The sequence below is a fragment of the Vibrio sp. JC009 genome (genome assembly GCF_029016485.1).
Lineage (GTDB): Bacteria > Pseudomonadota > Gammaproteobacteria > Enterobacterales > Vibrionaceae > Vibrio.
Window position 1 is genome coordinate 1,143,212 of sequence record NZ_CP092106.1, and the last position, 21,749, is coordinate 1,164,960.

Annotated in this window: 22 protein-coding genes and 1 riboswitch; of the genes, 21 read left to right on the forward strand and 1 reads right to left on the reverse strand. The window is 43.3% G+C overall.

Features of this window, described 5'->3' with window-relative positions; genetic code table 11:
- Positions 1 to 272: 272 nt before the first annotated feature.
- From dgt to L3Q72_RS05395, 14 genes are all read left to right on the forward strand, one after another.
- Positions 273 to 1,742: a dGTPase gene (gene dgt, locus L3Q72_RS05330; RefSeq protein ID WP_275131617.1), complete on the forward strand. Its 1,470-nt coding sequence runs from the start codon at positions 273 to 275 to the stop codon at positions 1,740 to 1,742.
- 66 nt (positions 1,743 to 1,808) lie between these two features.
- The gene (locus tag L3Q72_RS05335; RefSeq protein WP_275131618.1) at positions 1,809 to 2,828 is read left to right on the forward strand and encodes a WYL domain-containing protein; all 1,020 of its coding nucleotides are present in this window, start codon (positions 1,809 to 1,811) and stop codon (positions 2,826 to 2,828) included.
- 172 nt (positions 2,829 to 3,000) lie between these two features.
- Positions 3,001 to 3,744, forward strand: coding sequence for a hypothetical protein (locus tag L3Q72_RS05340; protein ID WP_275131619.1), 744 nt, complete (start codon positions 3,001 to 3,003; stop codon positions 3,742 to 3,744).
- 90 nt (positions 3,745 to 3,834) lie between these two features.
- The gene (locus L3Q72_RS05345; protein WP_275131620.1) at positions 3,835 to 4,323 is read left to right on the forward strand and encodes a hypothetical protein; all 489 of its coding nucleotides are present in this window, start codon (positions 3,835 to 3,837) and stop codon (positions 4,321 to 4,323) included.
- A 27-nt stretch (positions 4,324 to 4,350) separates the two neighbouring features.
- Positions 4,351 to 6,045, forward strand: coding sequence for an SWIM zinc finger family protein (locus L3Q72_RS05350; RefSeq protein WP_275131621.1), 1,695 nt, complete (start codon positions 4,351 to 4,353; stop codon positions 6,043 to 6,045).
- 136 nt (positions 6,046 to 6,181) lie between these two features.
- A complete protein-coding gene (locus L3Q72_RS05355; RefSeq protein WP_275131622.1) occupies positions 6,182 to 6,757 on the forward strand; it encodes a hypothetical protein in 576 nt (191 codons plus the stop codon).
- A gap of 201 nt (positions 6,758 to 6,958) precedes the next feature.
- Positions 6,959 to 7,573, forward strand: a complete 615-nt coding sequence (locus L3Q72_RS05360) for a hypothetical protein (protein WP_275131623.1) — start codon at positions 6,959 to 6,961, stop codon at positions 7,571 to 7,573.
- Between the two features lie 86 nt (positions 7,574 to 7,659).
- Entirely contained in the window at positions 7,660 to 8,265 is a 606-nt protein-coding gene (locus tag L3Q72_RS05365) for a hypothetical protein (RefSeq protein WP_275131624.1), read from the forward strand.
- Between the two features lie 57 nt (positions 8,266 to 8,322).
- The gene (locus tag L3Q72_RS05370) at positions 8,323 to 8,679 is read left to right on the forward strand and encodes a hypothetical protein (protein WP_275131625.1); all 357 of its coding nucleotides are present in this window, start codon (positions 8,323 to 8,325) and stop codon (positions 8,677 to 8,679) included.
- Between the two features lie 75 nt (positions 8,680 to 8,754).
- Positions 8,755 to 9,171, forward strand: coding sequence for a GNAT family acetyltransferase (locus L3Q72_RS05375; protein ID WP_275131626.1), 417 nt, complete (start codon positions 8,755 to 8,757; stop codon positions 9,169 to 9,171).
- A gap of 30 nt (positions 9,172 to 9,201) precedes the next feature.
- Positions 9,202 to 9,543 (forward strand): hypothetical protein, encoded by a 342-nt coding sequence (locus tag L3Q72_RS05380; protein WP_275131627.1) that lies wholly within the window; start codon positions 9,202 to 9,204, stop codon positions 9,541 to 9,543.
- A gap of 86 nt (positions 9,544 to 9,629) precedes the next feature.
- Positions 9,630 to 11,981: a GGDEF and EAL domain-containing protein gene (locus L3Q72_RS05385; RefSeq protein WP_275131628.1), complete on the forward strand. Its 2,352-nt coding sequence runs from the start codon at positions 9,630 to 9,632 to the stop codon at positions 11,979 to 11,981.
- Between the two features lie 335 nt (positions 11,982 to 12,316).
- Positions 12,317 to 12,460 (forward strand): hypothetical protein, encoded by a 144-nt coding sequence (locus tag L3Q72_RS05390; RefSeq protein ID WP_275131629.1) that lies wholly within the window; start codon positions 12,317 to 12,319, stop codon positions 12,458 to 12,460.
- Between the two features lie 95 nt (positions 12,461 to 12,555).
- Positions 12,556 to 13,056 (forward strand): ATP-binding protein, encoded by a 501-nt coding sequence (locus tag L3Q72_RS05395; protein WP_275131630.1) that lies wholly within the window; start codon positions 12,556 to 12,558, stop codon positions 13,054 to 13,056.
- Between the two features lie 28 nt (positions 13,057 to 13,084).
- Here the strand turns inward: L3Q72_RS05395 and L3Q72_RS05400 are convergent, their stop codons facing one another.
- Positions 13,085 to 13,483: an ATP-binding protein gene (locus L3Q72_RS05400; RefSeq protein WP_275131631.1), complete on the reverse strand. Its 399-nt coding sequence runs from the start codon at positions 13,481 to 13,483 to the stop codon at positions 13,085 to 13,087.
- A gap of 230 nt (positions 13,484 to 13,713) precedes the next feature.
- Between L3Q72_RS05400 and L3Q72_RS05405 the strand changes: the two genes are divergently transcribed.
- The 7 genes from L3Q72_RS05405 to cbiM all read left to right on the forward strand — a co-directional run bounded on the left by L3Q72_RS05405 (position 13,714) and on the right by cbiM (position 21,736).
- Positions 13,714 to 13,938 carry a hypothetical protein gene (locus L3Q72_RS05405; protein ID WP_275131632.1) on the forward strand — a complete coding sequence of 75 codons (225 nt, stop codon included), beginning with the start codon at positions 13,714 to 13,716 and terminating at the stop codon, positions 13,936 to 13,938.
- A gap of 61 nt (positions 13,939 to 13,999) precedes the next feature.
- The gene (locus L3Q72_RS05410; RefSeq protein ID WP_275131633.1) at positions 14,000 to 14,779 is read left to right on the forward strand and encodes a Wadjet anti-phage system protein JetD domain-containing protein; all 780 of its coding nucleotides are present in this window, start codon (positions 14,000 to 14,002) and stop codon (positions 14,777 to 14,779) included.
- A gap of 3 nt (positions 14,780 to 14,782) precedes the next feature.
- The gene (locus tag L3Q72_RS05415) at positions 14,783 to 17,722 is read left to right on the forward strand and encodes a hypothetical protein (RefSeq protein ID WP_275131634.1); all 2,940 of its coding nucleotides are present in this window, start codon (positions 14,783 to 14,785) and stop codon (positions 17,720 to 17,722) included.
- On the forward strand, positions 17,715 to 19,121 hold the full coding sequence (locus tag L3Q72_RS05420; RefSeq protein ID WP_275131635.1) for a hypothetical protein: 1,407 nt from the start codon (positions 17,715 to 17,717) through the stop codon (positions 19,119 to 19,121). Before L3Q72_RS05415 ends, L3Q72_RS05420 begins: the two co-directional genes overlap by 8 nt.
- Positions 19,121 to 19,687, forward strand: a complete 567-nt coding sequence (locus L3Q72_RS05425; RefSeq protein WP_275131636.1) for a hypothetical protein — start codon at positions 19,121 to 19,123, stop codon at positions 19,685 to 19,687. The genes L3Q72_RS05420 and L3Q72_RS05425 overlap by 1 nt, the downstream gene beginning before the upstream one ends.
- A 122-nt stretch (positions 19,688 to 19,809) precedes the next feature.
- Positions 19,810 to 20,328, forward strand: coding sequence for an O-acetyl-ADP-ribose deacetylase (locus L3Q72_RS05430; RefSeq protein WP_275131637.1), 519 nt, complete (start codon positions 19,810 to 19,812; stop codon positions 20,326 to 20,328).
- Between the two features lie 583 nt (positions 20,329 to 20,911).
- Positions 20,912 to 21,049, forward strand: a riboswitch (cobalamin riboswitch).
- A 90-nt stretch (positions 21,050 to 21,139) separates the two neighbouring features.
- A complete protein-coding gene (gene cbiM, locus L3Q72_RS05435; protein ID WP_275131638.1) occupies positions 21,140 to 21,736 on the forward strand; it encodes a cobalt transporter CbiM in 597 nt (198 codons plus the stop codon).
- Positions 21,737 to 21,749: the final 13 nt, after the last annotated feature.

Below are 21,749 nucleotides of genomic sequence, written 5' to 3' on the forward strand. Positions count from 1 at the left end.
GTACATTAGTAAAAGACAATTTATCTTGCTTTATTCAGATGTGTTTAGCAACTTTAGGATGCATTGTTATATTCTTTGAGTCTGTAACATGGCATCAGGTCAACAATGAGAATATTACAAGGATGATAAGTAGTGGGCTCCTTACTTAGTTGGTTACCCTATAGTTTTGCTTATTGTTAGTTACAGATTTGCATCCATCGTTGAATTACATACAATATTTTTCACGGTTACTTTTTTACTTATCGGCCCTGTCCAAAATTCCTGGAGAAATCATGAACTACCATAAAAAACTAAAATCCAACCGATACCGCCAGTCAACAATTCAGGGACGGGTGTTTAACGAAGAAATGGAAAGTGATCGGGGAAGAGCGATTAACTCAGCTGCCGTTAGGCGCTTACAGCAAAAGACACAGGTTTTTCCACTAGAGGCTAATGCGGCTGTTCGTAGCCGTCTGACTCACTCCCTTGAAGTTCAGCAGGTTGGCCGTTACATCAGCAAAACCATATTGAGCAAACTCGCTGAACAGGGACTGGATATTAGTGATTTCTCTGATGGCTTTGTTAGCGCCGTAGAAGTCGCCTGTCTGCTTCATGATATTGGTAACCCGCCATTTGGACATTTTGGTGAAGAAGCGATTAACCTCTGGACCAAATCTTTTCTGTCTGACGCTATCCGGGAAAGGTTCGAAGGAGAACTGGACTGCGACAAGCTGATCCAGGATCTTTGCAGTTTCGAAGGCAACGCTCAGGGGATAAGGGTTCTTCACCAACTGCAGGATCTTAATCTGACTTACACGCAGCTGGCATGTCTTATCAAATACACGCGCCCGGCGTATGCTGAAAAACCGAAAAAAGGGCATGAATTCGAATACCGGATGAAAAAGCCGGGCTACTACTTTACCGAAGAGGAACTCCTGACCCAAATAGAGAGTTGCCTGGAAATTGATAAAGGCTGCCGCTTTCCTCTGACATATATTATGGAGGCTGCAGACGATATCTCATACTGCATTGCAGATTTAGATGATGCCATCGATAAAGGCATTCTTACTGTTGAAAAGCTGCACTCTGAAATAAAAAGAATCTGGGAGTCATTCAGGGGAGAAGAGGGCATTGATGACACTGTTATTGATGAAGGTTACCTCCTGCGTATAGCGGAAGAAGCCATGAAACGGGCTAAACAGGAAAAGTTTATTAGCAGCCACGCCTACATCCTTACATTGAGAACCAGACTGGTTAATGATTTGGCTGGCTATGCTGCCACCAGATATGTTGATAATCATGACGCCGTATTTAATGGTACGCTGGATGAGTCATTACTGGATGGTAAAGATGAGTATCATGTGGCTACCGAAACATTAAGAAAACTGGCCCAGGAAAATGTTTTCAGCCATTATGAAGTGGAGAATCTGGAGCTTAAAGGCTATGCCGTAATTTCCGGGTTACTGAAAATATATTCTTCGTTAATCAATGTTTCCTTTGAAGACTTTAAAACCTTGGCGGTAGATAACAGGCTAAAATCTAATCCTGTTGCTACCCGGTTATTTCACAAGCTATCAAGCAAACATAAAACAACCTACTTAAAAGCGGTCGGGGAAATCTATTCTCAAGAGGACAAGATGCTTACTGATAGTGATAAGTTGATGGAGCTTTATCATCGCTCCCGACTGGTCATAGATTACATTAGTGGTATGACAGATGGTTTTGCTTTGGAAGAGTACCGAAACCTGAGTGCTGCTGTTTAAGAGCATTTGACATCTAAAGTCAGACCAACCTGGCTAATTCAGACAATCAAAGGCAATGAGGGCAACGTGCCAAAAATAGAAGAGACCCGACAAAAAAGCACAATATTACGCAACCTGATCATGCTTGAACGAGTGCGCTCCTATCACGCTCCTATGACTACATCAGAGATTTACCAGGCGTTATTAGATGAGGGATACAAAGTATCCAAGCGCACTGTTGAACGCGATCTGCAAAAACTCTGTGAATGGGCGGAGCTGGATTATGAAGAGACGCCAAACGGGAATCTCTGGTATCGGGATTCACGTAAATCTGACGTGATCAACATCGTTTCGACTGCGGAAGCTTTTTTACTTGTTCTGTCGGAAAACCTCCTGCGCAAGATCCTGCCAAATAGCCTGTCTGCAAAATTAGAGAAATTGCTTGGCAAGGCGTCCGCAACATTGGCTTCTAAGCATCAGTTAACTCGTTGGAATCGAAAAGTCAGTGTGATATCCGATGGTTATCCATTGATTCCGGATGAAAGCCAGCTTTCCGAAGCGCTCAGAGAGATAATCTACAAAGCGGTACTGGATGAGGAGAAAATTAAGATTGTGTATCAGGGTGCAAAGAGTGAGAGCTGTACTGATTACTCGCTAAACCCCATAGGGCTTATCATTCGGGACCAAAGCCACTATCTGGCAGCAACGAAGGTTGACTCACCGGAAAAGCCACAGCTGTTTCTGTTCCACCGCATTAAGCACGCAGAGCGGCTTTACCTGGATATCGTCAAACCTAAAACGTTCAGCTTTGAGTCTTATCTTTCTACAAATCCTACCGGGTGGGTATTAGCTGAAGAGCCAGAGAAAATGGTTATGAAGGTTAAAAGGTTCGCCCTGGATGTTCTGACTCACAATAAACTGGCAGAAGATCAGCGATTAGAAAAATTAGATGATGAGTGGTTCAGAGTAACCTTCACCTGCATTCCTACCTATGATCTTATAGCCTGGGTACTTCGGTATGGCGAGGATGTTGTACTTGAGTCTCCCCAAAGCCTTCGCACTAAAGTTGCAGATATAGTTACGAACAGTGCAAAGAACTATGCTTGAGAATCCCATCAGCTAACTTTCTCCACCAGGGGGGCGTCCGCCTTTCTCTGAAAAATTTCAATCTTATATTTTTACTGCGACAGTAATTGTCGCGGCCCTCCATATACTCAAGTTGTCAACGAATTACGTTCAACAGCAACGGTTTTAAACATAACGAGGGTTTTCAAAAAGTATGATTGTTTCAGAACAAGAAAAAGACATTCTAAAGTTGATCAGAGATGTATTTGTTAAAGACCCGATGACATGTATAAGCTCAGTCGTTTTGTTTTTGCTGTTTCATGTGCTGAGCGTTCGCTGGGTTAGGTTTGCTGAAGAGTATGTTTCTGGTTACGGGAGCAATGTTTTCTCTAAAACAATGGTCGTCCTGCCGTTTTTGTTTTGTTCTTCACTGTTTGTCGTTCTGATGCTGGCATACCTGGGTTACGGGAAAAAAGGAAACATAGCAAAACTTGTTTTTAATGCAGTGTGCCGCTCTTTTCGAGCACTTCCCGCCCGCTTTTATTTCGTTGGGCTTGTATGCATTTTAATTCCACGATTGTCGTCTTCAGATGTGGGCAGCGTGCTTGATGATATTGATCTGGGGTTTGTGTCAGTCGCTGTCGTTCTGGTCTCTTTTCTCCTTTATTTACTGATTATCATGAGTCTGATATGCACCATTATTGATGAAACGGTTTATGAAATCAGGTGGCAGGGAGTAAACCTTCACAGTGATATGAACGGAAGTTTTCGTCCTTTATTTTTTAAAGCTGCTACAGTGTTAGAAGTTTCATTCTTCATAATCCCTAACTCAGTGTTTTTTGCGGTAGTGCAGGTAACGACAGTATTGCTTTGTATTGGGTGTTTTCTATATCTCACCGGTCATAAGCCTCTTGTTAAAGAGCCAAAGTCTTCGGCTGCATTTTCTGTTTCTATTTGAATGCAACATTAGATATCACTCCAGTGAGACCTGGTTTGATTAAATATTTTTCTGATAACAATTTCTTCATTATCCTTTTTAGGAGTTAGCGTGGTCGGTATTGCCTTACTGTTTATTTTTGTTGGAATATTTTATGCCTTCAGAATTTGGCCATTCATCTTATTGATTATGTTAGTGTATAACTTACTTGGTTGGGTGTGTGATATATATGCATCTTTCTGTTCAACATGGTTGGTTTATTTTTCCTGGATGTTCCTTTTTTCTTTGTTCGTTTTAGTTGTTGATTTGTTTACTGTAAAAAGAACAGTGTCTTATGCTGTAAGGAAAAACGAATCTGGCTTTGATATAGTTCCATTGTGTGTGTTTGTTTTGCTGATTTCACTTTTAGTGACGTATACATTGGTAAATGCCGGGTTTGGAATTATCTCCTGGAGTGGGATTGTTAGTGGTATTCAGTATTTTATTGCTTATTTAATATCAATTTTTATTACGCTTATTTTTATTGTTTTTCCAATATTGGTGATTTATATGCAGTTTTCTGAAATATGTAACTCCAGAGAGGATCTACAGTTAGGTTAGCAATACTGTGATGACAAGAGGCAAATAATGAAAAAAGAACAAACAATCAACTTCGATATGGATGAATTCCTGCGTAGAGCCGGCGATCTGACTTTTGCCAGAGGCATTGCATTGGTTAAAAACGGATGTGTTCGTCATCTGCATTCACAAGGCGATACTGTTTTTGCGACGGTAGACGGGACGCTTGAATATAAAGTGCAGATAAGCCGAGATACCCCGGTTTCTTGCTATTGCACATGTCCGGCAGCGGAATATCAGGATATATGCAAGCACGCTGTTGCCGTTGCTATGCAGACAAACCTTACACCACCGGAAGTTATCGACGAGAAAGAGATCATTCATAGCTATCTTAGCCAACAGGCACCAGATGAACTGATAGATATTATCATGGGCTTTTTAAAAAAAGACGAAGCACACTGGAACAGTTGGTTGCTCAGAGCTCAGGCGAGTATAGATATTCCGACGCTAAAGCAGCTCAAAAGTTGGGTGGATGATGCTCTTCCACAGGAAGAGCTATGGGGGTGGGGAGAGTCATCGGGATATTTTCAGGATGCAGAAATCCAGTTCGAAGCTATCTGGAATGTGTTTGGCCTGGTGACGACTAAAGACCAGTGGGAGCTGATTCAGTACATCATTGATCGTTTGAATCTGGTGTTAGAGAGGATTGATGACTCAGATGGTTCGAGGTTTGGTCTTGAGAGGGTAATAGCTGAAAAAATGCCGGTCATATTTGATCGTCTTGACTGGAGTCAGGAGAAAAAGGCTCAGTGGCTGGCAGATCGTCTGGTTGATGATGAGTATGATGTATTTCCCTCTATCGAAGAGTGCTTCGCTGATGTTTACTCCAGCAATGAGGTATTTATAAGCCTTTGTCAGAAAAATCTTGAGAAGCTATGTGCTTTGGGTGATGAAAAATCATACTGGAAGGCCAAAAATTATGCCGCTCCATTGCTTGCTCTTGCCCGGCAGTCAGGTGAATGGAGAAAGGAAGTCAGTATCAAGGCTATGTTGGCCCGGCGAACAAGGGAGTATCTGGCTTTGAGTAAGTTCTGCCGGGAACATAACGAATTATTAGATGCTGAAAGTTGGCTGATAAAAGCCCGAAGAGTAGCGAATGCAGGTTATGAAACGGATGCTTGTGACAGGGAAGAGGTCATTGTCAGAGAAGCCATGGGCGAGTATCAGAGTGCCTGGAAACTGGCAAACCGGGTTTTCGAGTCATCTCCAAGCTTTAGCGAATACCTTCGACTTAACCAAATTCGTAAGCGCTGTGAAATTGATGATCCTGCGCTTCTTTCGCGAGTTGAGGATTTATTAAAACAGGCTTATCAGGAGCCAGATGGAAGGTATGTTTCTCATCAAAGTGATGATCTTGTGAGGTTTTATATAGATCAGAGCCGACTGGATGAGGCGTGCGTATGGGTGGAAACGCATAAAGTGGGCTCGAATGCACTAATAGAGCTGGCAAATGAAGTCCTCAATGACAACCCTGAAACTGCAATGAGATACTATTTTCGAACAGTGACTGCTACGATTGAACAAACTCACAATAGCGCTTATGAAAAAGCGCTCCGTTATCTTCAATCTCTGGAAAAGCGATTAGAACCACTCCCTGAAGTAAAGAGAGCGTTTTATGAGAACGTAGGAAAACTTGCCACAAAGTACAAGCGAAAACGAAATATGTTCAAGTTGCTTAAAAGCAGCTATGCAAAATACGTATAACGTCATTTTGGGGACTTAAATAAAGATATCCAGGAATAAATATAAAAAGTTCATTAAAATACATAGCATTTAGAGCATATCTCAGATAAATTCTTACTTTGCATTATCGAGTTTTTTATTTCTATCTGGAGTGAATATGGTTAGTGGTGTAAGAGTTTTTGATACTGTTTTAGATGGAAGAAATCGCAGAGATACGGTTACAAGAAATTCTGCTGATTTCTGGAAACCTTTCTGCAAATCTGCAAATTGGGACTTTAGCTACGAAAGAGTTCACTCACTGAAAGACCTTGAATTTTTTCTTTCGCGGAAAATAAAGGAAGATGTTATTATTTTTTCCGGCCATGGAAATGAAGAGGGATTTGAACTTTCAAACGGAGAGGTATTTGATGGAAGTAACTTGAAGGCTCTATCGAAGAAGAATCATGATAAAGTAATTATTTTTTCATCATGCCTTATTGGAAAAAATGAACAGCTTTGTGAGGATTTTAAATCGTATTTTTCCGCCCAAGCTGTTTTTGCGTATAGACATCTTATGCTGGATAGATATTGTTTCTTAAATGAGTCTATCTTGCTTACGTCAATGGAGCATCAGTTCAATAGAGGAAAAAAAAGCTTTACCTACAATGATTTCATAAACTTTCAATTACAGACTGACTTTATGAAAAATATGAACGAGAAGCACGTAAAGTTGCACCCTATGGTGATGGTTTGACAGACGATATCCGATAGTTTCTACCACACTGAATCTAAAGTTACTTCAAATGACCTGAATTCTGGCCAAAAGCGTAATGAAAGGAATTCACAGTTTTGGTATAACTCGCCTGAAATATCAATTAGACAAAAGAGCAGTAAACGTCAAAAGTTTGCTGCTCTTTTGTCGATCATATGATTCGTAAAACAGACAGGTGAAAATATGGGTGTGATTAGAAGAAAAGCTATTGATGAAGTAATGATGCTTAATCATAAGCAACTGGCTTTATTGTGTTTATATATCAGTACCAGAGATACCGCTCTTGAGTATAGCACTCAGGTATCTCGGTTTAAGTTGAAAGAAGAGTTTTTTTCAAAGCTAATCAACATGCCTTTGAGTCACGAAGATAGGGCGAAAATAATCCGGGAATTTAATAAATTGGGCTGGGAAGTTGCTATTAATGTGGATTATTGGTTGCTGTTCGCAAGTGAGTGCTATGATTCTTGGAGAGAAGTTAATCTGGAAGAAGATGACGAGCTAGTGAAGCAACTATTAAGGGATAGTAATCCAGATGGTGGTTTGGGTGAGTTATTTCTTGCGAGTAGCCCGAATTCTACAGCAAGGTTTTTCGGGGTGTCTGATGAAGACTTGAAGGATAGGCTCATTGACCTGGTAATAAATGATCTTCCGGAAGAAATTCAGGATGAGTTCTACGAAACCGAAGATGTAAGCCTTATCAATTTAGAAGGTGTTGAGTTGCAAGATGATGATCATACTTTTTGGCAGTATGTTATTTATTATCTTTCTGAAAATAAACGTATAACGCTGACTAAATAGTTTTTATTTCTATATTCACTCATCTAAAACTTCAAGGCTCCTTCGGGAGCCTTTTAATTGTTACATATATTAAAAAGGATATGGCTATGATTAAAGGTATCGCACTTCCAATTGCATTTAATTGCAACTTTAGAGGTGAGAGGTATAAGGAGGTTAATCTTTATTTCTCTTTTGTACCTATAGATTACAAAGAAATAGATATTATTAATGTAGATCGGACTAAAAGTAGAGATGTCAAATTGTTAAAGGGTAATCTTTATCAAGAATATCATTACCTCTTGCCTTACAAAACAAAATCTACTAGTGGCTATGAAGCTCCACCTGGTAAAAGGTTTAATATAGGATTAATCGATAAAAATCCTACGACAGCTACGTTATTCAATAAAATTGCTTTGATGCCTTGTCTTAGTAGGAATTTAGAGCCTTTACTTGAACTGACGGGGTATCCTGATTTTTATATTGGACTGGAATATGATAGATTTTTCCTATATATAAAGAGAAATATGGGAGAATATACAATGGTTCCTGCACAAGATGAATCCATTTCTTGTTGGAATGAGTATGCACACCCTCATATTTCATATCATGGCGAGAATAATCCTGAGACATATGAAAGTATTAATTGGGAAGAGGTAATAAAAGACTTGGGTTTTATTGAGTCTGAATATATAAAAAACAAATTAGACATTTAGCATTGTATGAGATGTTTTAGTTGTTATGGTAGCGCGCCTGAGAAAGTGATTATTATCATGGAAATTATGAGTGAACTACTGGAAAAAGCTACGCTACTTAGTTGCGATGTGAATTTTCAACTGGAAGTTCTAAATGAGAGGATTGATTTCCTTGAATTATCGCATTTATTCAGAGATGTTTTTGACAGTAGTAACTCTATTACACATAAACTTTTTAAAATGGAAGCTATGGTACGAGCATGTACAACATCAGCAAAGATGCAAAGTGAATTGTTCCCGGTATTCGAAGGTCAAGGTGTGAACTCAGAAGCGTTAGCTATGTATAAAAATGTTGCAGGTTTATACGAGGCTTTAGCCGATGAGTTACTGCTTGTTATAGCTGGTCAAATATTCCGTAGCCGGGGAGTAGATTAGAATGCTACCTTTATCTAACCTATTAATATATATTTATATTTTGGCATTAATGACAGAGCTTCAGGAACAGCCCAAATGAAAATCAGAGCATACACCAACAACGACAAACAAAAAGTAATCGCACTCTGGCAAGAATGCGGTCTTGTAGCTCCTCAGAATAATCCCGCCAAAGATATCGAGAGAAAACTGAAAGTCGATCCAGATTTGTTCCTTGTGGGGGTGAAGGAAGATGAAATTGTCGCTACCGTTATGGGTGGATACGAAGGACACCGTGGCTGGATAAATTATCTTGCTGTCAAAACCGGGCACCAGCGAAAGGGGTATGGGCAGCAGATCTTAAAGGCGGTAGAAGGCCTGATTCAAGAAAAAGGCTGCCCTAAAATCAATCTTCAGGTCCGGAATACAAATACAAGCGTTATCGAGTTCTATAAGGCTATTGGCTATGCCGACGATAATGTTGCAGGGCTCGGAAAAAGGCTTGAACATGATTAACCTTTAGATGAACAGCAAGGTCACCTTACCATGCGTCTTATATTTTTCATTGTCAGTGCAAATACTGTTTTGCTGGCTTTCCTGTATTTTATCGAAAATGCACTTGGCTGGTTCAGCGCTAAATTTATCAGTGACTACTTCTTTTATGCTTTCTTTATCCAGATAGCGGTAGGGGCATTTTTCTCGGCTTCACCTCCTCCACGCTTGAATCATATGAGACACAGTACGAGTAAAGCGACCAAAGTCGCCGCATCCATGGTGGAGAGTGACGAGCACCATGACAGAAAGTACTTTTCTAGCGCGGACTTAAGTATAGGCTTAAGATTTCTATTGTCCGGGCTAACAAGCTTGCTTATATGTATCTTACTGTGAAGATCGCTGGATGATTTGTTATTAACAATTATAAGAGTATTATATCGATAGCAACGACAAGGAACGTTGTTCTGTCATGGTGGAATATGTTTAGAAAAAAAAGGCTTTTTTTTTGGGGAGCTCTCATCGTTCTTATCGTCTTGATGAGTGCGCTGCTTTACGTTGCCCACTATATCGTTGCGCCGACTGTTGTTAAGGAAAGCGTTGCTAAAGCTAAGTTACAGGCCCAGGTGATAGAAAAAGAGCTGGCAATAAAGTTCTCTGAGCAGGCGGCACTTACTAAGAGCCTTGCGGTAATTGCATCCAGTATCCCGCTTAACCGGAATAGCTTTATTAGTAATGCCGGTATTCTGATAGAAAACAGTACGGGTATTGCCGGTGGTGGTATCTGGCCCGAACCGTACCAGTTAATCGATAGTCAGGAAAAAGCGTCATTATTCTGGGTAAAAACCGGTGACGGAAAATTCCGGCTTGATGAAGGCTACAACTCACCGCAGAGCCAGGCTTACCAGAATGAATTCTGGTATCAGGCTGCCAAAAATGCTGCTATTAACCAGTGCGTCTGGTCACAGGCCTATGTTGACCCACACTCTAATGTTCCTATGGTGACTTGCTCTGTCAGAATTGAGCGTGATGGGCTTTTCTGGGGGGTGGCAACAATAGATATTGATCTTAGTGGTGTTAATCAGCGTCTGATGGAAATTAAAGCGCAGTCGGGTATCATCAGTTTTATTCTGGATAAAAACGAACAGTTTGTTGCTACCTCACTGCCACAAGATCACAGCCTTCTGATGCACAGCATAGAAAAGGCGGTAGATGCAGATTTGTCACTGGCTCCTTTGGTTGAAGCCGTTCATCATCTTGACAGTTCCTTTATTCAACTTGATTCCAGTGTTCTTGGCTCAGAACGTTCTATTCTGGTCGTGACCAGGCTTGCAGGTCAGAACTGGCATATAGGCGTCATATTTCCAGACTCTATTGCAAAAAAACAGATTAATCTGCTGAATGATTACTTTTACTTCTTTATCGTTTTTCTGAGTATTACCTTCGCGGCGTTTATCGTTATCACCTCTATTATTGCCTTCTGGAATATAACTCTCAGTAAGACAGTAAAGTCAAAATCTGACCAGCTTGTTGAAGAATCTTTTAAAGACAGCTTAACTGGCCTGCCAAATCAGTCGGGGATGTTTGCTGAGTTGGAGCAGAAAATTCGTATTGCTAAAGAGTCTTCTGAATCCAGTTTTGCCATATTTTTTCTCGACATTGACGATTTTAAAAAGCAAAACGACAGATTTGGACTGGCTGGGGGGGACCAGTTATTAAAGCTGGTCGCCTCAAGACTACAATCAGCAATGAGAACGTCAGACTTTATATGCCGCTTTGGTGGTGATGAATTTGTTGTTATCACTCAGGTTAGTGACGACAAGCACGATGCTGAAGCTGTCTGCTCACATATTCTGAACACAATACATGAGGCCTTCCTCCTTGACGGGAAAGAAGTCCGCCTTACTTCGAGTATTGGCATTGCCTGCTATAAGAAAGATGGTGATCAGGTTAACGAACTGTTGAGAAACGCTTCTATCGCGAAACGCGAAGCAAAAAATACTGCCAGAAATAGCTTTAGTTTTTCTTCAACGGATATGAATAAAAGAACTTTGCGTAAAATGGTGCTTGAAGAAAAACTTAAAGTAGCTATTGAATGCGGCGAAATTAGTGTTGCTTATCAACCTATTGTTGACTTAAGCACAGGCCAGCCGAGGAAATTTGAAGCGCTTGCCCGCTGGACTAATCCGGTCCTTGGCGTTGTTCCTCCATGGGAGTTTATTGAGCTGGCAGAACACAACGGCATGATTATTGAGCTGGGAGACTGTATTTTGAAGCAGGCTCTTACGGCGTGTGCCCGCATGCGTAAACGTCACAGCCGGGACTATATGATTGCAGTAAACGTCTCACCAAAGCAGTTTCACGATCCTCATTTTGCCTCCCGGGTAATAACGGTTCTGGACGACCTGGAGTTACCACACAGCTGTTTGACACTGGAAATAACCGAAGGCGTGCTGATTGATAACAAAGAAAAAAGTGAATCGGTTATTCAGGAACTTTGCGGCAGTGGAATTAAGATAGCAATGGATGATTTTGGTACTGGTTACTCCTCTCTGAGTTATATCCGTCACTATCCTTTTGATATTCTTAAAATAGATAAAGAGTTTATCGATGATCTGGTAACTGACCCGAAAAGCAAAAGGCTGGTAGAAGCCACTCTGGCAATGGCCAGCAGCTTAGATATTGATGTGGTAGCAGAGGGTATTGAAGAAGCTGAGCAAGCCGAGCTTTTAAAGCAGAGAGGGTGTAAATACGCGCAGGGCTATTTCTATGCCCGTCCCCTGAATGAAGAGGCCTTAGAAGCCTGGCTGCTGGAATCTTATTGGAACCAGTAATATCAATGCCATAGAGAAAGTATGTCTAGAATCATGTTCACTATCCCAGTTTTCGATTAGTAGCTTAATGACCAACTGGCGGACTAACTCGTTCATAGCTTCAGGTGGCTGTTTGGCAGTGATTGTCTGAGCCGTTTTACCCTCATAGACAATAACTTCGTTTACCGGTTTATCGTCAGGTTAATTGGGCGCTTGTTGGTAAAGTCGGAGAGTGCTTCTTCCTGTCCTTCGGTAACGTGTTGGCTGAAATTAGAGGACGAGTGTTCCATTCAGCTTACGTTCAGCTTCCCCCTCTTATTATAAAGATGAAGGATCATTATTTATTGGAGGGGAAGATGAACAAGCTAATTATCATCTCACTTGCTATTACTGCCTGTTTCAGCTCTGGTGTAATGGCTAAGCACAACTCAAACTATGACTACGCAAGAGTTGTAAAGGCGACTCCTGTATATGATTACGTGACACATAGAATACGCTAGCCGATCTGGCACATAGTCTGAAAACACCCTTGGCTATCATCCGGTCAAATTATGATACGAAAGAGAATCAATCGCTTGATGAGCAAGTCACACGCATGGATAACATCATCAGCCACCATTTAAGCCGTGCTCATTTGGGCTATCAGCCTTTAGCCGGGCAGGTTGCTGTTGTCTCAGTAGTTACCCGCCTGACTAATGCGTTAACAAAACTGGAGAGTTATTCCCATATTTCAGTCAAAGTCACGATAGCCGATAACATTCGTTTTTATGGTGAGGATGGGGATCTGATGGAAATCATGGGTAATCTTATTGAAAATGCATGTAAATATGGAAAAAGCTGCGTTGAAATTTCCGCCGTTAAATCAGAAAAAGAGCTGGAGATCCGGGTGGAAGATGATGGACCCGGCATCGATTCTCATTTAAGAACATCAATATTGAAAAGGGGGGCCCGTTCTGACACGGCGAACCTTGGACAGGGCCTGGGTTTGGCTGTGGTAACCGATATTTTAAGCAGCTACGGAGGAGCCCTGCATATATCAACATCGCAGTTGGGCGGTGCTTGTGTTTCATTCACACTGCCTGGACCAGAAAAGTAGCACTTCTGATTACCGGTAAGACGAAAATTTAAGGCATCTGAACCTTTTCAAAACTTTCGAGCTGCTTCTCGACCACTTCATCAGGCACGCCATGCACATTTTGGTAGCGCCCGTAACAATGGTGCAGCTCAACCGTGATGCCCTTTTTCTTAGCTTGATCAAGATAAAACTGGATTTCCCACTGACGACAAAAGGTATTGGAAACTATCACCGTCTTTCCCTGCCTCAGTAACCGGGTGGTTTCTGACTGGCACCATTGATGAGCCAGCTTAATGTCATCACGGTCATATTGGTAGGTTCCATCCTGATCGCAGAAGTACATATCGGCTTCCACTATGGCAGCGCCCGGTTGTTCAGATTGTATCTTCTTTGCAAGGGTGCTTTTGCCGGAGCCGCTAACGCCTCTTATCAGAATGAGTTTTTGCAATTTGGTTACCTGTTATCGATGGTTCGGTTCAGTATTATGCCACGATGTTCTTTAGTGCATAGTGTTCAATGTCGATCACACTCTGCGCTGAGAAGTGATTTATGTATCTATGATATTCTCAATTAGCCAGTTGATGCTGGCTTTATTGTTTCCTTCGTTGATGCGTTAAGTTTAGCCATTGAATTCAAACAGTAAACTTTACAAGTTCAATAATCAGTATGGTAAAATAGATGCAACAACTCTATAGAGGTGCAGCGATGCAAATCAAACAGATTGAGACAAAAGCTGATCATGAAGCAGCTTTAGCTCGTATTGATCAGTTATTTGATGCGGAACCAGACACGCCTGAAGGCGATGAACTGGAAGTATTAGCGACTTTGGTTGATGCCTTTGAGGAAGAGTATTATCCGATTGAATCGCCAGGCCCAATTGAAGCCATCAGATTGTTTGATTAAACAATATAGGCTGGCGAAATAGGACATTTAATCATACGCTTAGTACTTTCAGCATCAAACCATGAAACTCAACCCATACCTGACCAAAATAGAACAGGGCGACACTATAAACCTCGACCGTTTTATAGATTGTCTTCCATACTCAGATCCCCAGGAGTGGCGAAAGATTTATCAGGCCGTACGTGTACGTGGCGGTTATCAATTAACCATCATTGATAGCGACAGGCACCAGGCTTTATATTTACCGGAACTGACGGACAGAGTCAGCGCGTCCGGTCTTGGGCGCTCTCATGATTTTTCCTGTAGCTTCGCGCATATTCTGGTATTAAACCAGCATTGTTATTCTCAGATCCCGTTTGTGGTTGTTTCTGATGCTGACGGGTTTAAAACGCAAGGGAAGCTTGTTGGAAAGTGTGCAGTGATCATCGAAAACTGTGAAAACTTTTATCGTTTCCGGAAGTTTTTGTCGGCAATTGGGCAGTCGGATCTGGCTGATAGTTGCGATATCTTTTTTGGGGCAGGCAATCAGATTTGCGACCGCCTCAATCTTGCGTTTTTATCTCAGTATGACGTTATTTATTGCGCCCAGGATGTCGATTTAGGTGGCCTGATAACCTATCAAACTTTAAAGAACGCCCTTCCTCAATGTCAGTGGCTGGCTCCTGCTGACTGGGAAATTCATCGCAATAAATTTCAATTAGCGCCTAAAAACGCAAACCAGTTAGCTAAGGCGATTAAACTCGCGCGGGAGCTGAAACTCACTCAGGAAGCCGATTTAATGAACCAGACCCGCGCCTTTCTGGAACAGGAAGCCCTGCTACCGGAATTAACACAGGATTAAGTTATGCAAAACGACGCTATCGACAACCTGCTTATCAGCATTTCACGTCTGGTTGCTGTGGACTCTGCTGGAGTTGCCATTGCAGAAATAGATCTTCGCGAAGGTGGCATACTGATAGGCGGGGGAAATATCGGTAAGACCTCGATTCTTAATGCCATCCGGCTATTTCTGTTGCCGGAAGAAAACTTTAAAAACTCTGCAAAGAAATTTGGCTTTTCCGATAAAGAGGGAAAGTTTTTCTCCGATGATGAGAGCTTTGAACACTATTTTCCCAGCAACAGCAGCTTTTTAATTCTGGAATGTGACAACTATTTAGGCGGGCGCTTGCCACACTGCCAGATCCTTTACCGGGGCAGCACAGACAAGCTTGATTATCGCCGCATGTTCACCTCCCTGCGCTATGAGCAGATCCGCCACCTTTTCTGGGACGCAAACGCAGGTGAGGATGGGATTGGGGGCAGAGTCGATGGTTTAAGCCCGGCGAAAGTGCAAACCTTCCTTAAGCAGGAGGATAAGTACTTTAAAACCCTGATGCGCTCTTCGGCAATCAAAGAGGTGATTTACGCGAATCAGTTGCTTGATATTGATGCTATGCGCTTTTGCCTGTTCCCGCTCAGTACCACAAGTGATGCCGATGTAGATGCCTTCCGGGCATTGGTTCGTCTGTTGTTTGATATGAAGACAGGCTCGGATACGGTGCGTCTGGCGGTAGCCAATATTATCGAATCACAGAAGAAAGAGCGCAAAGATGAGCTCAATTTCGATATCGATGCCTTTATTGAACACAATGATGCGCTCGCCCGTCGTGAACGCTTGCTGAAAAATATCGAAAGTCTGCGCCCCGAGTTTGAGAAGCTGGCTGCCAGTCACCAGGAACTGCTCCGAAACAAAAATGCAGAAGATGACCTGATGCAGTATGCCATGATGGCGCAAAACCAGATTGGTAAGGACAATACTGAGCTGGGGACAGAAGAGACCCGGCTAAGCCTGATGGATGGCCGCGTCCGGGCTGCCCGTAATAAGCGTATCGATATAGAGAAAACACAGCTAGCCCTGGAAGGTGAACGAAAAGCGCTCAGTCGTCAGCAGAAAAAGCTGGATGACGTGGTGCAGAAAACTCAGCTGATTGTGAATCAGTATGACGAGTCGGACACCCTTGAGATTATTATCGAAGGTCACCGCGAGCATCTTAATGAGAAAAATGAGGAGCTGGAGCTCAAGTTAGATGCACAGAAACGCCAGGAAGATTTGCAGAATCTGAACAAGGAAATCAGCGGGCTTGAAGATATTGAGCTTCGTTTCCAGGCGTCGGTTGAAAAACAGGAATTTAAACTGTTTAACCAGTTGTCAGAATCCGTCTGGCTGAAGCTGGCAGCTGTAAACCCGGAAGTGGCAGAAGCGAATCCGGGGCGTGCTTTAGCGGAATCAGAAGTGCAGGCTATTGGCGACTTTACCGATCTGATTGAAGCTGATGAGCTAAGGTATGAGTTGTTCGGCGTAAAACTGGAGCCGGTATCACCGGATAAACGCGAGTCAGATCAAAGCCGGTTAGACAAGGTTCGTGAAGTGCTGGAAGTTAAGCGTAAGCGGGCGGCAGAAATCAGCGCCATGGATAAAGAGAGTCGCTTTGAGCAGGTTAAAACTATCTCGGCGCTTAAATCAGAAATCTCCCGCACTGAAGCTGAAATTGAGCTGCTTCAGGCCTGCAATAGCAATACTCAGCAGTTACATACCTGCAATGAAGAGTTGGATGCGATTGGAAACAAGCAGCAGGAACTGGTAAGGCAGCTTGAAAGCCAGCAGGAGGTTTTAGAGCAGGAGCTGCAAGCCTACAACGAACAAGAGCTGAAGGTAGCTGAACTTAAGTCCGGACTGGAGCAACTGAATCATTATCAGCTCTTAGCTAAAGCTCAGCTTGAAGCTCACGGTTTACCAAGCAGCAACTTTTCTGTGCTGCCAAACCCATCACTTGAACTTAGTAAAGAGGGTTTAGATTCCCGTATCGCCAGCTTGCAGTTAAAGCGTGAAGCGCGAACCGATCTGGTTGAAAAAATCCAGGACTTTGTCCGTAATCAGGTACTGGAGAATGATGATCAGTTGATGAGGTCCTATGTTGAGGATGAGTTGCTGGAACATGCGTTCGAACAGTTGCAGTCCCGCTATCAGGGGCTGGAAGAAGAGTTTGATATACTGCGTAAAAACTTCGTTGAGCATAAGCATTCTATTCACAGCATCATTAACGAGCTGAAAAATAACAGGGAAATGGTTCGTCAGTTTGAGCAGAGCATTAACCGTGCGTTTGCCGGAGTGACGATCAATGATCTGGCTCAGGTAGAAGCTCAGATTAAGGTTGAAGCGAGATTCAGTGATCTGGTGGGAGAGATTGAACATCTGGACACTCACTCAGATCAAAAGGCCTCAGAGCAGTTTATTGAACGTTTGAAAGCCTTCAGTCATAAGTTCTTCCCCGACGGAAAAGCTGCGCTGTTAACCATGGAGCAGATTGTGGCAGGTATTGCCTACCGGGTGAAAAAGCAGGGGCAGACCGGGTGGGAGAGTAAGTCGCAATCTACCTCAACCATTATGCTGATTAATCTGAAGCTGGTTGAAATCCTGCTTAGTCGCCTAAGAAACAAGGCTTGTACCACTCATTTCCCATTGATTATTGACGAAGGTGCCTCTGTCGATAGTTCGCAGTTTGATTGGTTGCTGCCGAACCTAAAGCAAGCGGGATTCAGGGTGCTTAGTGCATCGACGAACTCTGCATCCAGCGAAATTATCTTTAAATTCGGTCAGCATTTCCGCCTGGATGCCATGCGCACTGCCACCCCATATCATGCGGCCCGGACTATAGCCTTTACCGGTATGCCGGAGAGCTTTGTGGTGAAAGGCAGTACTCTGGACAGAGAGCAACTGGATATGTTTGGAGAGGAAGATGAGTGATCAACGACTTCTGACCATACCGACATTTGCCATTATGCTTGAGCACCATACCGTTATGCGTGATGTCATTCGTGAGATGGATGAAGCGGGTGAGCCTTATGTGCGTGAAGCTAAATTTGTGGGCAGGCTGCACCATTATATGCAGGGTCAGAGCAAGGAGAAGCGTAAACAGCTGCGCACCGCCTTCTCGACAGATAACCTGCTTTCAGCGCATATTCTGGTGGATAAAGATGAGTTTGGTGGGGAGAGCCGGCTTATTTTTGACCGTTCGGTCATTGGTGTATTCCGGCTGTTTGACCGTAGCCTGTTTCAGGATTTAACCGATGTGGCGTTGAAAACTCAACTGGGCGGCATACGTCTGCTGCTTGGTCAGCTTGAATCGGGCTCGCTCTTGTTTAGCGATGTAGAGCTTGATTACAAAGAGCTGATAGACGAGCTGTTTCATCGCTTGAGTGAACTGCTGAACAGTATCCGTCTGAATCTGGTTAAAATGCAGATGATTAATCAGGAGCTGAGTGAAGCCAGTGAGCAGGCCGCTAAGGCCGATAATTCCAGGGCGTTTTCTGTTCTTCAGCGCGAATCCATCGAAAAAATATCTCACCTGTTGTCCCGGCATATTTTGCCGACACGCCAGTTTCTGGATGAAAAGAGCCGTTTGAAAGATGGCCCTAACCTGTTCGAATGTCTGCAAGGTTTGCGCCGTCTGTTTGAAAAGCATCAGGATCACCAACGCGCAACAGCAATGCTGAGGTATGAAGTGAGTTTTAACAGCTTTCATTCTCAGATCAGTAAGGTTTCGCATTCGGTCGATCAGTTTTTAGCCCGTTCCAAAAAACGCCTTAAACAGTTTAACGCGATTGAAAATGCATTTGCTGAACTTTCAGAAGCATTGGATGCGACTCGTCACAACCTCAAGCGCAGACAGATTGACGGTCAGTTTGCCCGTGACAACGGAGCCTTTATGGGCTTAATGCAGCAGCCAAGGCCGAAGGTTCTGCGTATCAGCAGCTCTGAAGCTTATCTGAACAATGTGGTGAGTGATATTGAAGCCAGAGTGTCCGATCAGAATCTGTTTAAACAGAACCAGAATGTGGAGCTGGTTAGCTCCAAAGATGATTCCACCGAGCGCAGACTGGAGCGCGCAGAGCAGATTTATAATCTGGTCAGGCAGATGCAAATGACAGAGTATCAGGATCTGACGCTGGCCTTGCAGCGCCGGTTAAAAGAACATCTTCCGGGGTATCATTTTGTTGATCTGTTAGAAGGGCTCAACTTTGTGCTGCGCAGCAATGAGATGCTAGACGGGCATGCAGTAAAAGTGACCAACTTCCAGCGCCGCCTGGTACAGGATGAAACCGTTTATCTTTATCGTAGAATTCGAACTGAGAGAGTGAAGTAATGAATACGGCTTTTTCACAAATCAATATGGCAAAAAGCCAGCAGATATACGCCACCTTTGTGAACGGTAAGGTGATAACAAAGCAGGTGTACGATATCTACCAGCAGGCTTTTACAGACAGCCCCCTCTACACAGAGCTGTACACAAATCTTGATCACTTTACCCAGCTCTACCTGCACATTGGCTACAACCTTAACTTTAATGTTGAAGGTGAGTTTTTCTATATTAGCCGCAGTGAAGCCGAGGAAGATGCGGATACCAACGCAACTAAGATCCAGGCGATGTTATTGATCATTGCGCGCTACTGGGTAGACAAAGGTTTTGACCTTGACGATCTGGCAACGCCTGTCATTGGCCTGGGCCGAACTGCTCTTGAAGAAATTGCAGAGCAAACTATTTACAATGATATCCGTCAGGCTATTGGAATAGAAAACTGGGATAAGGCAATAGCCTATCTTGCTGACAGGAACTTCTTATATCTATGCGGTGATAAGCATTATGTTCTGAGCTCCGCAGGTATGCACTTTTTGAATTTGCATGTGGAGAAGTATTCCGAAGAGCTTTGATGTATTCAACTAGTATTTGATTGCTGGTAGTTTCATTGGTTTTCGCCGCGGTTATATGTCGGAACAAACCTCCGTTCATGACTAAACTAAATATATCAGTTGCATTCCGACCGGAGGAAGCCATGACCAATATCCGAATTCTTCAGGGGGACATTACCCGCGCAAGTGTCAGCGCGATTGTGAATGCTGCAAACTCCAGAATGCTGGGGGGAGGCGGTGTTGATGGTGCCATTCACCGGGCGGCGGGACCTAAGCTGCTTGAGGCCTGCTATCAGGTTCCGGAAGTGAATGGGGTGCGTTGTCCGGCTGGAGAGGCTCGGATCACTCCGGCGGGTGATCTGAATGCCGATTATGTGATTCATACTGTCGGGCCGATATATCATTCCGATCCGTCTCCGGCAGAAACTCTGGCTTCGGCTTACCGCTCTTCACTGTATCTGGCTCTGGAAAATGGGTGTGATTCTGTTGCATTTCCGGCTATTTCCTGTGGGGTGTATGGTTATCCGCTGCATGAGGCGGCTCAGATTTCTCTGGATGTTTGCAGGGAGTCTAAGTTTAAGGATATCGATATTTATTTTTATCTTTTTGATCATGAGATTAATCAGGTTTGGCAGAAAGCCTACGGTTATTCGGATGAGTAGATAGAAGAAGTCGCCACAACTACTCGTTTCATTTTTAGCTAAACAGTTCGTCATTCCCATGAAAATGGGAATCTGCTCAAGGCGTGTTGTAGAGTAAAAGGTTATTGCGGACTCTACAGCACCCAGCTTCGCTTTTTTTATGCTATTTTCCAGTGAGATCCACCTGCCTAGCCACTTCTATTAAGCGTATCTTGCTTGCTCTAGTCTCTATTGTAGTGTGGAAATCTGTATCCCATTCAACTGACTAAATCTGCGCCTTTCCCATCTGGTATGTCAGTCGGTAATTCAGTATCTTGGTTAATAGATAATCATGATGATTACCAGGCGGAGCCAAGGGAGGGCGTATGTATACCATTCAAATGATGATTTGGGTATTGCTGCAGATGTGGGCGATCCTGTTCCTAAAGGAATTGCTGTTTGCGCCAATATCGACTGAAGAAGAGTGATCAGCCATCCATTTATTGGCAATAAATATCTATAGAACGGCGAGTATTTATCAGCTCAATCAGATTTATCAATACGCAAATCTGCCGTTACTTCAAAATTGATCGCAATCAATTGTGACCAGAAATCGGTGTGCGATACTCCACAGACTTTATCTAGTGAGCCTTTGGGCTGAAAGTGAATCAGGTGAGAGTCCTGGACTGTACCCGCAACTGTAAATAGCATCGCCACTAACGAATGCCATAAGTCAGAACCTGCTAGATGTGAATTCATATTGCTTACGATCTGGGCGGGAGCACTCAGAAGTGGTTTCTGATAATTTCTCAAACTCTTCCCAGCGCAGTTCAGATATTTTGTCGGGGAAGATATGCATATTGTAGATGGCGTACTAAGTATGCCGGTTCTGGCTGCCGGAGCCGCAATCACTATTGGCGGATCATATCTCGGTCTGCGCCAGCTCACTGACAGCAAGATCCCACAGGCAGCAGTACTTGCAGCATGTTTCTTTGTGGCTTCTCTGGTTCATATTCCCATCGGGCCTTCCAGTGTTCACCTTATATTTAACGGATTGATCGGTCTTCTGTTGGGCTGGAGTGCTTTTCCCGTAGTTTTGATTGGTCTTGTTCTTCAGGCTGTATTCTTTGGCTTTGGTGGAATCCTGGTGCTTGGCGTCAACACCATGAATATTGCCGTTCCGGCGGTTTTAGTTGGTGTGCTTCTCAGACCTTATATGGATAAATGGTCACCTTCAGTGGTTGGCTTTCTGGCTGGCTTTGGCTCGGTATTTCTTACCAGCCTGATGGTTGCACTGGTGCTTGTACTGTCCGGTGATGTATTTATGAATAGTGCTTCTCTGGTTATTATCGCCCACTTGCCGCTGGCTGCACTGGAAGGTGTGATTTTCGCGTTTACATTAAAATTGCTTAAGAAAAGTCGCCCGGAACTAATGAGTGTCCGGGGTTAAGAGAGTTGTAGAA